Annotated in this window: 15 protein-coding genes; 7 read left to right on the forward strand and 8 right to left on the reverse strand. The window is 48.3% G+C overall.

Going from position 1 to position 12,277, the window contains the following annotated elements; translation table 11 throughout:
- The first annotated feature begins 66 nt into the window (after positions 1-66).
- Entirely contained in the window at positions 67-1,029 is a 963-nt protein-coding gene (locus QUB14_RS00600) for an aldo/keto reductase (protein ID WP_333213692.1), read from the forward strand.
- Positions 1,030-1,130: 101 nt separating this feature from the next.
- Here the strand turns inward: QUB14_RS00600 and QUB14_RS00605 are convergent, their stop codons facing one another.
- The 5 genes from QUB14_RS00605 to QUB14_RS28670 all read right to left on the reverse strand — a co-directional run bounded on the left by QUB14_RS00605 (position 1,131) and on the right by QUB14_RS28670 (position 4,256).
- The gene (locus tag QUB14_RS00605) at positions 1,131-1,949 is read right to left on the reverse strand and encodes a hypothetical protein (protein WP_333213690.1); all 819 of its coding nucleotides are present in this window, start codon (positions 1,947-1,949) and stop codon (positions 1,131-1,133) included.
- 320 nt (positions 1,950-2,269) lie between these two features.
- Positions 2,270-2,932 (reverse strand): haloacid dehalogenase type II, encoded by a 663-nt coding sequence (locus QUB14_RS00610; protein ID WP_333213688.1) that lies wholly within the window; start codon positions 2,930-2,932, stop codon positions 2,270-2,272.
- Positions 2,933-2,970: 38 nt separating this feature from the next.
- Positions 2,971-3,528 (reverse strand): hypothetical protein, encoded by a 558-nt coding sequence (locus tag QUB14_RS00615; protein ID WP_333213686.1) that lies wholly within the window; start codon positions 3,526-3,528, stop codon positions 2,971-2,973.
- Positions 3,521-3,865: a hypothetical protein gene (locus tag QUB14_RS00620; protein WP_333213684.1), complete on the reverse strand. Its 345-nt coding sequence runs from the start codon at positions 3,863-3,865 to the stop codon at positions 3,521-3,523. Before QUB14_RS00620 ends, QUB14_RS00615 begins: the two co-directional genes overlap by 8 nt.
- 181 nt (positions 3,866-4,046) lie before the next feature.
- Positions 4,047-4,256 (reverse strand): PIN-like domain-containing protein, encoded by a 210-nt coding sequence (locus tag QUB14_RS28670; RefSeq protein ID WP_445251878.1) that lies wholly within the window; start codon positions 4,254-4,256, stop codon positions 4,047-4,049.
- 376 nt (positions 4,257-4,632) lie between these two features.
- On the opposite strand from QUB14_RS28670, the gene QUB14_RS00625 reads away from it, so the two are divergent.
- The 4 genes from QUB14_RS00625 (at position 4,633) to QUB14_RS00640 (ending at position 6,139) form a co-directional block, all read left to right on the forward strand.
- The gene (locus QUB14_RS00625) at positions 4,633-4,764 is read left to right on the forward strand and encodes a hypothetical protein (RefSeq protein WP_333213682.1); all 132 of its coding nucleotides are present in this window, start codon (positions 4,633-4,635) and stop codon (positions 4,762-4,764) included.
- 22 nt (positions 4,765-4,786) lie between these two features.
- The gene (locus tag QUB14_RS00630; RefSeq protein WP_333213680.1) at positions 4,787-4,936 is read left to right on the forward strand and encodes a hypothetical protein; all 150 of its coding nucleotides are present in this window, start codon (positions 4,787-4,789) and stop codon (positions 4,934-4,936) included.
- A 430-nt stretch (positions 4,937-5,366) separates the two neighbouring features.
- Positions 5,367-5,585, forward strand: a complete 219-nt coding sequence (locus QUB14_RS00635) for a chlorophyll a/b-binding protein (protein ID WP_006634090.1) — start codon at positions 5,367-5,369, stop codon at positions 5,583-5,585.
- Between the two features lie 98 nt (positions 5,586-5,683).
- Entirely contained in the window at positions 5,684-6,139 is a 456-nt protein-coding gene (locus QUB14_RS00640) for a DUF4383 domain-containing protein (RefSeq protein ID WP_333213678.1), read from the forward strand.
- Between the two features lie 515 nt (positions 6,140-6,654).
- On the opposite strand, the gene QUB14_RS00645 is transcribed toward QUB14_RS00640, so the two are convergent.
- Both QUB14_RS00645 and holA read right to left on the reverse strand, forming a co-directional pair.
- Positions 6,655-7,644 (reverse strand): hypothetical protein, encoded by a 990-nt coding sequence (locus QUB14_RS00645; protein WP_333213676.1) that lies wholly within the window; start codon positions 7,642-7,644, stop codon positions 6,655-6,657.
- A gap of 229 nt (positions 7,645-7,873) precedes the next feature.
- Positions 7,874-8,854, reverse strand: a complete 981-nt coding sequence (holA, locus tag QUB14_RS00650; RefSeq protein ID WP_333213674.1) for a DNA polymerase III subunit delta — start codon at positions 8,852-8,854, stop codon at positions 7,874-7,876.
- 176 nt (positions 8,855-9,030) lie between these two features.
- Between holA and QUB14_RS00655 the strand changes: the two genes are divergently transcribed.
- On the forward strand, positions 9,031-9,771 hold the full coding sequence (locus QUB14_RS00655; RefSeq protein WP_190655984.1) for a DUF1868 domain-containing protein: 741 nt from the start codon (positions 9,031-9,033) through the stop codon (positions 9,769-9,771).
- A 278-nt stretch (positions 9,772-10,049) separates the two neighbouring features.
- Positions 10,050-11,354, forward strand: a complete 1,305-nt coding sequence (gene cbiE, locus QUB14_RS00660) for a precorrin-6y C5,15-methyltransferase (decarboxylating) subunit CbiE (RefSeq protein ID WP_333213672.1) — start codon at positions 10,050-10,052, stop codon at positions 11,352-11,354.
- A gap of 31 nt (positions 11,355-11,385) precedes the next feature.
- On the opposite strand, the gene QUB14_RS00665 is transcribed toward cbiE, so the two are convergent.
- A complete protein-coding gene (locus QUB14_RS00665; protein ID WP_333213670.1) occupies positions 11,386-12,270 on the reverse strand; it encodes a CPBP family glutamic-type intramembrane protease in 885 nt (294 codons plus the stop codon).
- Positions 12,271-12,277 lie beyond the last annotated feature (7 nt).

Here is a 12,277-nt window from a genome sequence, read left to right on the forward strand (position 1 = left end):
AGGCGATCGGCGCGATCGTCCAATACTGTTAATACAAAAGCAATAGCTGCAAAACAAGGAGAACAGATGTCACAAAGTACGTCAAACTCAGAAATGGTATACCGAACTCTTGGCAGCACAGGAGAGAAAGTTTCTGCGATCGGATTGGGTGGTTGGCACATCGGATTGAAGTATGTGGATGAGCAACTGGGTATCCGGATTGTTCGCACTGCGATCGACCGCGGCATCACTTTTATGGATAACAGTTGGGATTACAACGGTGGAGCCAGCGAGATTCGCATGGGGAAAGCTCTCCGCGAGGGCTACCGAGACAAAGTATTCCTGATGACTAAAATTGACGGTCGCTCCAAGAAAGAAGCCGCAAGACAGCTAGACGAATCACTGCAACGCCTGCAAGTTGATTGCATCGATCTCGTCCAGCACCACGAAATTCTCCGGTTCGAGGACCCGCATCGAGTTTTCGATCCAGAAGGGGCAAATGCCGCCTTAATTGAGGCGCGGGAAGCTGGCAAACTCCGATATATTGGCTTCACCGGACACAAAGACCCCCAGATTCATCTGCATATGCTGGAAGTTGCAGCTAGTTATGGGTTTAAATTTGATGCAGCTCAGTTGCCGCTGAATGTGATGGATGCACACTACCGAAGCTTTGCGAAGCTGGTTGTGCCAGAACTGGTTAAACAGGACATCGGCATTCTTGGCATGAAAAGCATGGCAAACGGGATTTTGTTACGGTCAAATACGGTAACGCCAATTGAGTGTCTGCACTATGCGCTGAATCTACCTACATCGGTTGTGATTACGGGAATTGACAGCATGGAGATTCTCGATCAAGCGTTTGAGGCGGTGCGGACGTTCCAGCCAATGAATGACGAGCAGGTGCGATCGCTGTTAGCAAAAACGGCAGAAGCGGCATCACGCGGCGAGTTTGAGCCATTCAAAACTTCATCAATTTTCGACAGCACTGCCCAGAATCTAGATTGGCTGGGAGAGGAGCCACAGCGCATTCAGCAACTGATGCGAACGTGATCGAATAGATCGAATCGACTGATATGTCATGCAAGAGCAACGCAGCCTATAAGATTGGAGATGCACTGCCAACCAATTGTTAGGCAGATTTTTCCATCGGATTAACTAGACTTACTGTTAAAGTCATTGAGACTCTTTGTGGCCTCAAGAAATGCTCTTTGCTCTTCATTCTGCCGACTAAGTGTTTTGATTAGATAGGACAATGCAACCCGTATATATTCGGAGTTCTTTAGACACTCCTCTTCAGGAAGTCTGTGAATTCCCGCACTCAATGTGTCGTAAATTATTGCTAAAGGATTCATCCCATTTGGTCTTAAGCTATTCGGAATTGCATCTTTAGCGATCTTAATTCTTTCATCCATTACAATTCCCTTTAAAGCTCTATCAATTTGTTCTATATTCTCTGATGAGGAGCCTTGCATTGCAAGAATAGAACGAAGATTTTCAAGGATTTTTCCGATAGAGTTTTCTACAACTCTTCTGTAATAAGAAAATGCGGCAATGCCATAGCCTTGAGATTCACAGATCAAGGCTTTCTTAAAAAATTCTGAATCATCTTCCAGAAACCTCTCGATATCTTTGTCAAGATTGATTGACCAAGCAGGACTTTGACCAACTTTTCTAATCTTGCCGTTTTCTATATCTACCTCAATGAAAAAAGTATATTCACTGGAAAAACAACTATCGCACTTGAACCCAAATGAATAGAGGCTGGATTCTAGTGTTGTCCCAGGATAGCGAGGACGATTATCACTTTCTCGATCAGAGAATGGTCTACTTCGCTTACAAGTAGGACACTCCATTTCAATCTGGAACAAGTTAGTAAACTCTGTCAAATATTCGGGCAATTCAAACTTTTGCCATGAGTAAAGTGGCTTTTTTTCAAGAAACTCTCTCAACTTTTCACTGAAGTTATTCATAACTCTAACTATAGCTACGTGATGCCCTTTAATCTGCCGAACTCTTGTTATGGAGATTCTCGCTGCTTATCCCCCTTCCTCTACCGGGTTGTCTTACAACAAGAATTAGAGGGAATTGATGCTGTCCACGCCAAACGATTCTCATGGAGACGCTATGTGATCGCAATTCTCGACATACATATATTACCACTAAGCTATTCTACAAGATTTGCGATCGCGCTAAAACGTTCTGCAAAGTAGTCATAGACAAAACTTCCGGCAGGTATACTCGAACACAGAATATCGAGCTTCAGCCAACCTTATTCACCTTAAGGAGCGTGTCATCCCTCCACAATCTGGTTCGCTGCTTCAACCAAATCACTAGCGATTATCTCTGGTTGGGGGTAAACACCGAGATAGTCCTTCTCCTCCTTATTAATGAAAGCAGTTCGCAAACCAGCGCAGGCGGCACCTGCAATATCCCAAGCATGAGCCGCAACCATCCAGACATCGCCCTCGACATCTTGCTTCGCCAAGGCGTAGACATCCGGGTGCGGCTTCGTCTTCCCGATCGCATCACAGGAGAAGATGCTGGCGAAGTATTCAAGAGCATTGGCTCGTTCCAGCAGCTTGTGGGTGGAGTCCTCACTGCCGTTGGTGAGGGCGACTAGCTTCCAGCCTCCTGTCGTTAGAAGCCGAAAAGCTTCTAGAGCCTCTGGCTGCGGCTCAAGTTCGGAGAAGGCTTTTACTATATGCGATCGCATCTGGGCATCTGCCTCAATTCCCAACACCTTGAGCGTCCGGGGTAGTTCTGCCTCTAGGACTTCCTTGAGCGGCCGGTAGCTGCCTGCATGGGAGAGGGCGAAGGCATCCCGTAAGGTTTGGGCAAACCAGAGTTCGAGAGCATGAGGGGGCGCACCCAGCTCTACCAATCTGTGGCGGGGCTTGTCCAAACTGAAGCAGGTGCCGATGATGTCGAATCCTACTGTGCCTTTTGTGTTCATTGAGAGTTGATAAATTTAGATTGTACGAGAATAGCCTGCTACGCCGTGAACCAGTCCAGTGCGGAGTCTATAATCGCAGGGGGAATTGTGTGGGGGCCGTCGAACTCCCGATAAACCACATCGTAGCCAGCACCCTGCAACTGTGGCACTATCTTACGGCTACAAGGATCGATCGGTAAAACAGAGTCTCGCGTGCCGTGCGAGATGAACAGACGCGGTTCGCCAACCTGTGAAGCTGGTGCCATAAACCCCGGCGAGAACGCTATGACATGGCTGAACAAGTCGCCGTTGGTGATGCCGACACTTAGGGCATAGGAAGCCCCGTCCGAGAAGCCCTCGATCGCAATGCAGGTAGGGTCTACAGCGTAGCGGGTGAACGTCTGCGCCAGCGCCTGGTCAATCAAGGCGATATCGGGGCCGTACCCACCGACGAGCACATCCCACGTCTGGCGGCGCGAGGCAGGTGCCAGCAGGATGAGTCCAGTGGCATCGGCGAGGTTTTGGAACGGAGTCAGACCGCCGCGTGCGTCGCCACCTGCGCCGTGCAGCATCACCACCAGTGGTGCGGGTCGGGAAGCTTGGTAATTTTTAGGCACGTAGAGGAGTCCGTCGCGCTTGGTCGAAAGTCCTAACGGTTGCAGACCGCTTGGTGCCGTTCCCGTAGGCTGCGTTGGTCGTGCCAGCAGGCGTCCGTTTATAAATGCCTGATCCTGATTCTGTGGTTTGTCTGTTCTCATTGATGTAATTCTCTCCATAGAGTTGGTGGTACAGGCCGATCCAATCGCCCCAGTGATGCCTACCAAAAACATTCCAAGTAGGTGCCTTCTGCTTAATCGCGAACCGATGTCGGTTTTCTGCTTCAGCATGATGCCCTTGCTTCTCCGGTTGTGAAAAGTGAATTTTTATCCCGCCACCAATGAGAGCAAATGACATCTTGCACTAGATAAGCAAAATGTTCTCGATTAGCCATAGTGAGCGTTCCTTGTAAGGTAAAAAAGGAAGGTGTTTTCGGGGGTATGCCGGAAGGCAAGAAACTGCGATCGCAAGCTGAGCTGAAAAGATGAAAATAAATAACGGTTGGTTGATTAGCTTTCAGGTAATCGGCGACTATAACCTAGAGGCGATTTTTTTCATATTCATAAGTCGTTTGATAGGGTATCCAAACTTGCTTCTTCAGGCGATTAAGAATTTCAAAAAATCTCTCTCGCGTGGCGGTAGCAAATCGCCCACAAACTGGAAGTCTCGATGCTCCCCAAACCAAGCCCGCCTGTGCGGACTCAATTTTGCCTGGGTCGGCAGCCTTTGTTGAATAGAAGCTAAACAACTTCTGCCCCCTCCATGTTGGCGAAGCCTGCGCGTTGGCGTTAGCCTCGCGTTAGCGATAGCGCATAGGGGTAAGGGGGCTTAGCGTAGCCGCGATTTCCTTTTCTCCTAGTATTTTGCATTCCAAATAATGAGTCGGAAATGTTATTAAAAGTTAGATAACGATGGCTCTTGGCTCTACCTAATAATATTAACAGCTCGTGCTTTTTACAACGTCCTTCTCAGGTAGGAGCGTAAAGCAAAGGCGACTGTATTCGTTTTTTCAAAGTGGCTTTATAATAGGTTGTGTCCTCAGTAGGATGAGGTGACAATGGTAATCGAGATAGCGTTAAGAAGAAAAGAATTGCTCAGTAAGAGTTTAAGCTTGAGTACGTTGAATGCAGGTTGAAGCAAAAGCCTGGAAACTCTGGCTTTCGATAAGTATTTCACCGCTGTTGTGGCTGATGGTGATAGGTTCTGAAGTCCGGGGAAGTGGAAGGCTAGATATTGATACCGCAGTAATTGTTTAACAGATTTACGGAGAAATTAGAAATGAGTAACGTATCCATGCCTAATCAAGCACTTGAACCCAATCAAGAAGTTAACGCATCTCAACAGGCTCAACTTTTTGCACCCCCAAATGCGGGTGAAAGGGCTGTTTTAGATGCCAACATTACCGCAGGAACCAGCACAAACCCATAGGGAGAGGCGATCGCTCATCCCATCGCCTCCAATTTCTCATCCGCAACGGAACAGGTGAGACCAAAACTGTTGGATCTTCAACCATTCCAGGCTCTTATTCGGCAGATGGCGAGCAGACGGAAAAAGGTGTCGTTAATCTTCACAACAATCCAGACGTACCCGCTAGCGATGCTCAAGGAATGCTACCCGATACTGACGCAATTAAACTTCCAATCGATTCTGAAGTCAATCATCAAGAGTAAGAGTTCGGGATTGCCTCGCCTATATTGTCTGTAAACAAGGATACTTTTTTATGCTCATTATTAACAGTTGAGCCTTACCAATCCAATCTTTAGATATAGAGAGAATTTAAGTCTAATGGTAGACCATACCAGTAAATATACTCGATACCATGAAATCGAAACAGAATAATTAAAAACTACTCACCACTATGAAGACTTCAACGAAGAATTCAACAATCAATACTGATCCAGTCCCTACGATAACTCCGGCTTATAACGGTGCCGATCGCAATGCCTGGATTTTTGGTTGGAACCCGCAGCAAGAGCTATGGAACGGTCGTCTAGCAATGCTTGGTTTTGTCGCCTATCTTCTCTGGGATATGGCTGGTTATAGCGTTCTTCGAGATGTACTCCACCTCGCTCGCTAGGAGTTGAATGGTCAGTTACAAGCTGTTTGTGTTTCTCTAACAGCAGTAAAACACTTGTTTAGTCCACACGAAAAATTTTTGAAAATCAAAATACTGCCATGCAAACATCAACATCTTCAAATTCCTCAATTCGTTACGGTGCTCTGAGTCTAGGTCTCCTTTTCTTGTTACTGGGCGTAGCTGGATTTGTGCCTGCTTTTTTCACTCCCTCTGAGAACTTTACCTCCGTACCAGGCTTTGGCTATATATTCGGGGTATTCCCCACCAACTATTTTCATAATGCAATTGGCATTTTAGTGGGTGTTTGGGGAATTGCGGCATTTACTAGCTTAAGCGGAGCCATTGTGTTCAATCGCATCTTCGCTATCCTTTATGCAGCAGGTGCAATCTTAGGATTGCTGCCATTTGCAAATACCTTGTTCGGGCTTACACCACTTTTTGGAAATAATATCTGGCTCAATGCCCTTACTGCTGCCGTCGCTTTTTACTACGGATTTGTGAAGTCAGGAGAAATCAGTATGCAGAGTTCATCGAGTGTTCAAGCTAGCGTGTAACTAGAAGAGTTTCTCGAAGTAGAGAAAGGGTTCTCATGCTTAGCGGTGGAAATTATTTCATCTGCGCTCCTTGGCACTTATTATAGGATGCAAAAGTAGTCTTACAAAGACTACTTTTTTTGCGCCTACATACAGCGAATTTTGCGGACTGTGTTTGTGTCTGATCGGTGCTAGTTGCAACATACCCGATCGCGCGGCTTACGGTATTGTCGGGACCACTTGGTTTGGGTCTGGTCATACCCCGTGCTGTGCTTCAATTTCGTTGAGCAACATCTCGTCAGAGTAGGACGTTTCCCAAATGAAACTAGAAGGAGATTAAAAACGATTGAAGGAAAAATAATTACAGCTTTTGGAGTTAAAGCAATAGGCCAAGTTAAATAATGAAATTTAAATAACATTGAAAAAAGTCAAAAGTAAGAAAGCTTTCAGTAAAAACAATTTTTTTTACTTTTGGCTTTTGACTTTTGACTTTTAGCACATCGAGTATTCCACTCAAAACTCAAAACTCAAAACTCTTAAGGCGCTGCTGCCGCCCTGCGGTTGGCAACAATCAGATTAGCCTGATACTCTGCCGCTTTTTGCTGAGCCTTTTGATAGTTCGCGCTGGTTGACGGTACGGCTCTCATGAGCTTAACCGCTTGCTGCCACTCGCTTGCTACTGCGATCCACTCATTTTGAGACTGAGCCTTCTGGGCCGAAATTGCTGCCTTCTGAGCTGTGTTAACGGCTTCCCTCCAAGAGTCAGGCTTAGGCGCGGCGGCTTTTGGTGCAGGAGAAGCTGGAGCTGGGCTTGCTGGCGCAGCAGCAGTGGGAGCGGGTTTTGGTGCAGGGGAGGCTGCCTGTGGGGTGCCTGGAGATGCGGCTGGAGAGGATACAGCGGCTTTAGAAGGGGGAGATGAGGGTTGGGGGGAGGGGGAAGCAGCTTCGGAGGCGATGGGTTCTGGGTTAGAGTCGCCGAATGGGAAAGTTTTAGTAAAGAAAAGCCCTGCGATCGCCGCCAGAGGTACTAAGATACCCACAGGTATTACCCATTTGGGAAATTGTTTTTTCGGAGGCGGGGCTTGATCTTCGTCTTCGTCTTCGTCTTCCTCGTCCTCATCTCGATCGAATTCTCCTTCTTGATAATAGTCTCCGCCTTCGGGCTCGACATCATCTAAACCTACAGAGTCGTCAGGCATTCCACTATCCAAGGGGTAAGGCATGGGCTCGGCAGGCATCAGATCAATTTCATCTTCCCACGCAGGCGATCCGTCACCTGTTCGACGCCCGTAAACTTTTACAGTGTGAATTGATTCGAGTCCCAGCTTCGTCATGCCGGTGCGGATGAAATCGACCAATACCATTTGATCCGGTACTTTGTCTGCCTCCAGAATTATGTGGAGGCAGCCGTTGTCCCGCGTCACATCGGCGTTGATGCCTTTGGGTTTGAGTGTACGGTTGATGCTAGATGCGATCGCGTTTGGATCGCCTTGCTTGAGCAGTTCCCGCGGGTTCTGTTGTGTCATGGGTAGCGCTCTTTTTTGGGGGGGGGTGGAGAGCCGGCAAATAATATTAACCGATCGGCATTCGGCGGACAATATTTATTTACCACATTAACTTCTACTTTGGCATTCTGAGAGTATTTCTAGTATCTATTGACCTTTTGGGCCGCGATCCGGCATCAAGCACATAGCCGCTATCGAAATTTGTTGTAAAAATTTACAGTAAAGCGCCGCTCCTGTGCCCTGTCGCGCATCAGCGAAACAAGCTAGAAAGTTCTATAACTTTGGTTTGCAGGGTTGAGTTTTCTTCCCGCCCCCGCTTCAAAGAAGCTTCTAAGTCTAGCAGCAAAGGCAAACTTTTTTGCAGTTTTTCTAAGCTGGCGTTCTTGACTTCTTGCCGAAAATAGTATACTCGTTTCGGATTGCCGAGATCTAGAGCTTGAGCAATTTTATCATCGCGATCGCCCGCTTGGATCATTGCCTTTACCCAAAGCCAAATCCGAAACTTACCAGTCAAGCCGGCGACAATCCTCAAACCAGGCTCGCTGCGGCCAGTTAAGCCTGCCAATAAATCCAAAGCGGCGGAGGTATTGCCCTCGCGAATCGCATCGGCTAGCTGGAAGGTATTTTGGGCGTGACAGTGCACCAGTGCGGCAACTTCTTCCGGGTTCAGAGGTTGGCTGCGGTTGCCCGCAAACAGCAGCAATTTTTCGAGTTCGCTGTATAGCTGGCGGGTATCGCTGCCAATGGATTGAGCCAAAAGTTCGATCGCTGTGGCTGTCAATTTTACGTTCATTTCGCCCGCGACTTGGCGCACCCGCTGGGCTAATTCTTTGTCATTCCAAGGCGGAATCGGTGAAAATTCCCGCACTTGGGCTGGGGGCTGGACAAGTAACTTGGTAGATTTGAGCCGGCTGTCGGGTTTTTTGAGGGATGTCAGCAGCAACACGGTGGTAGGGGGAATCACCGGCAGCGTCCGTTCAAATTGCGCTAACAGTTCTGGAGAGCACTGCTGCGTTACAGTCGTGTTTGCCAGCCAGACAAAACGGCTGCCGGTACCGAAGGGGGGCGTTAAAGCTCGATCAAGCCCTTCGACCACAGCGTCGGCGGAATCGGCAATAATCTTGTCATAGTTAAAACTAGCCCAGTTGGGGTCGAGGACTGTTTGGCGCAAACTTGTCACAGCTTGCGCCATCGCAAAGTCGTCTTCCCCCCAAAACAGGTAAATTTGCATGAAAAACGCTCAGTAGCCAAAAAAATCACAGTTGCACGCGAGGCTTGTCCAACATATCCTGAATAGGGCTGTTGGAAGCCCGCGCCATAATATAAAATTTGGTGTGGGAGTATGTCACCGCGAGGAAATCAAGATTGGATGATACTTATCAAGCTTACGTAAATCGGGTGGCGCGAATGACGCTGCTGGACTCCTACAAGTCCCAGGTGGAACACATTCAGGAATCTCCAAAATTTAAGCCCGACGAAGCAGGCCGGAGAGATCCGGTACCTTTTCCAGGTTATTCGGTGATTACGCCCCCTGCGGGGGAAGATGCAGAAAATGCTGCATTTTATAGTAATTTGCACTCGAGCCAACAACGGCTATTGCAGGAAATAGGGGAGGGTGCGATCGTGGCACTGCCTCCTGATAGCTTCCATTTAACCGTAGCCGATTTGATTTGGAGCAGCGCTTTTCGAGATGCCTCTGATAAAAATCCCGAATTTGAGGAGCAACTGCGCTCGCGCATGGCCGATCGTTTTGCCGCCTGCAAACCCTTGGCGGGCGGCGCTCCCATTCGCTGGATAGTGCTGGGGTTGATGGTGATGACTAGAGCTGTGGGTGTTTGTTTGGCACCGACGGACGAAAACTCTTACAAGCAAATTCTGGAGTTTCGCCGATCGATCTATCAAAATCCCGATTTAATGGCTTTGGGAATTGAACAGCAATATCATTTTACGGCACACATTACTCTGGGTTATTTTGGGGACATCGGGCCGAACCTTGACCGCGCTCGCTTGTGCGCTTTGCTGTCAGAGTTAAACGAGCAATGGCTGGACACGCCGCAAGAACTGTCCGTAAACCGAGTGGAACTGCGGAAGTTTGACGACATGACCACCTACCTCCGGCAACCGGACTGGCCTGTGTTTGAGTTTTAACGAAGGAAGAGGGAAGAAGGAAGAAGGAAGAAGGAAGAAGGAAGAAGGAAGAGGGAAGAGGGAAGAGGATCGATGTGAAGATTTTTTCCATCTCCCACTCTCCCCATCTCCCACTCTCCCACTCTCTCGCCCCCTCTCCCCCTCTCCCCTGTGAAAAGAGTCAGGATATTGCCTATTAAATGCTTTAATTATTTTTGTTTGACAGTAAAGTCAAGGAAAAAATTTATGAAAAACCAGGAAAAATCAGTAATTCTGGTTTTTTACTTTTTGCTTAAAAAGTGACAGTACACGTCGTTGGTATAGGTTTAGATGGAGCTGCTGGGCTGAGCGAATCGGCGCGGCAGGTTGTAGAAATGGCCGCTCTGCTAATAGGGAGCGAGCGCCATTTGAGCTATTTTCCCCAGCACGACGGAGAGCGCTGGGCGTTGGAAGATTTGACCGAAGCAATTCTGGAAATTCGGCGCTGGTGGGCGACTGAACCCGAATTAGAACCCTCTGCAGGGACGGTGGAACCCCGTACTCAACCGATCGTAATTTTAGTGGCCGGTGACCCGCTGTTCTACGGCTGGGGAAAGTTGTTAATTGCCCAATTGCCGGCAGAAGAATTGACTTTTCACCCCCATGTCAGTTCTGTGCAGTTGGCTTTTAACCGCTTGCATATCCCTTGGCAAGACGCTCATTTTGTTGGCTCTCAAGGACGTTATTTTGAGGAACTGACGGCAAAACTCAAACTAGGTGTCGAGAAAATTGCGGTGCTCGCCGACGAAACTCATACTCCGGCGGCCCTGGCAAATTTGGTCAAAGCTCTAGATTTGCCTACACGCTACGAGTTTTGGGTTTGCGAGAATTTGGGTGCTGCTGACGAGCGGGTGGGCCTGCGTTCTCTGTCAGCTTTGCTGGGAGAGTCTTTTGCACCCCTGAGCGTGGTTGTGATGCTGCGGGAACCCCCGCCGAGGGCAGAACCTTTGGATTTGGAAAAGTTGCCTTTGTTGGGAATACCGGATGCAGCTTTTATCGGTTGTGGCGACAAGCCGGGTTTGACGGTTGAACGGGAAGTGCGGGTGTTGGTGTTGGCACAATTGGCTTTGCAACCGGGACAAGTTGTCTGGGATGTGGGTGCTGGTAACGGTTCTGTGTCGATCGAAATTGCTCGTTTATTCCCGCAGTCTGAGGTGTACGCGATCGAACAAACGGTTTCTGGTACTTCTGCGATCGAGTTCAACTACGGCCGTTTTGGGCTGCAAAATGTGTTCTCGATTCACGGAACCGCCCCGGAAATTTTGCACCGCTTGCGTCCTCCGCACCGGATTTTTATTGGCGGCAGTGGCGGAGGGTTGACTAAAATTTTGGGCGTTTGCGCCCTGCGGCTGCTTCCTGGAGGCTCGATCGTGCTGGCTTTGGATGCTTTTGAGGATATTGCTACTGTTTTGAGCTGGATGGGCGATCGGGTGCGCCGGGAACCGCACTGGAGTTACCGAATCGTGCAAGTGCAGTTATCGCGTTCTGTGGCTGGGGGGAATTCAACTCGTTTTGATGCGCTGAATCCGGTTTCGATTGTGACGATCGATCGACGATTAGATTGATGTCGGAATTTTTACCGCTGATTTAAGCTGATTAGCCCTGATTAACGCTGATTTGAGTCAGGAAGAGTAAGGTTGCGGTTGCTAGTAGCAATAAAATGCCGGCTGCACCTGCTAGCGGTTTCGCTGCTATTCCTGTAATCCATTCTGGTGCGCGGCCTGTCGGATTAATTGCGCCTTCTGTATCTACGGTAGTTATACCCCAAATCCAAGCTGCGTGAATGCCGATCGCCAATCCCAAACTACCATTGTCGGCGATGCGGGCTAATGTTAAAACCATCCCCATCAGCCACAATCCGGGCAGTTGCGGTAGAGTTTCTTTGGCTGCCCAAATTAGGTGGGCGATCGCGAAAATGAAACTGGCGATCGCTGCTGCGATTAGCATTGAGTAATCTTGCTGAAGTATCGTTTGCAAGCAGCCGCGAAAGATTAACTCTTCTGTGGCGCTAATCCACATTCCTAATAACAGAGTCAGCAGACTAGCATGGTTAAAAATTAAAGCCCAAAAATTAATTTTTTTTTCGCCTGTTTCGGTGGAAGTCTCGCTTTTTTTTATGTCGATCCAGCCTGCGGTTAATTGCAGACCGAATAAAATTACTAAGCTGATTATTCCTAATCCTAATCCCCGCAGTAATGACATCAAAACTGCGGGTTGCCAATCCCAACCCCAATTGGCAAAAGAGGTGTTTTCAATCCAAATTGTCGCCCATAAAATGAAGGGGACGATCACGTATAGGGAAGCTAGTAAAGGTAGTTTCTTGTTTCCCAGGGGTTGGGGTGGATGCCATTTGAGGGCGATCGCCAGCACAATCGCTGCAGGAAGCCACACAACAATCCAAGTTGAGAAAAACAAGATTATTTTGACAATTGCTGGTATTGACGGCGACAGCAGTCGCAGGTTGTTTATGCTATTCCACATTTAAGGG

The organism is Microcoleus sp. B3-D2 (assembly GCF_036705345.1).
Classification (GTDB): Bacteria; Cyanobacteriota; Cyanobacteriia; order Cyanobacteriales; family Microcoleaceae; genus Microcoleus.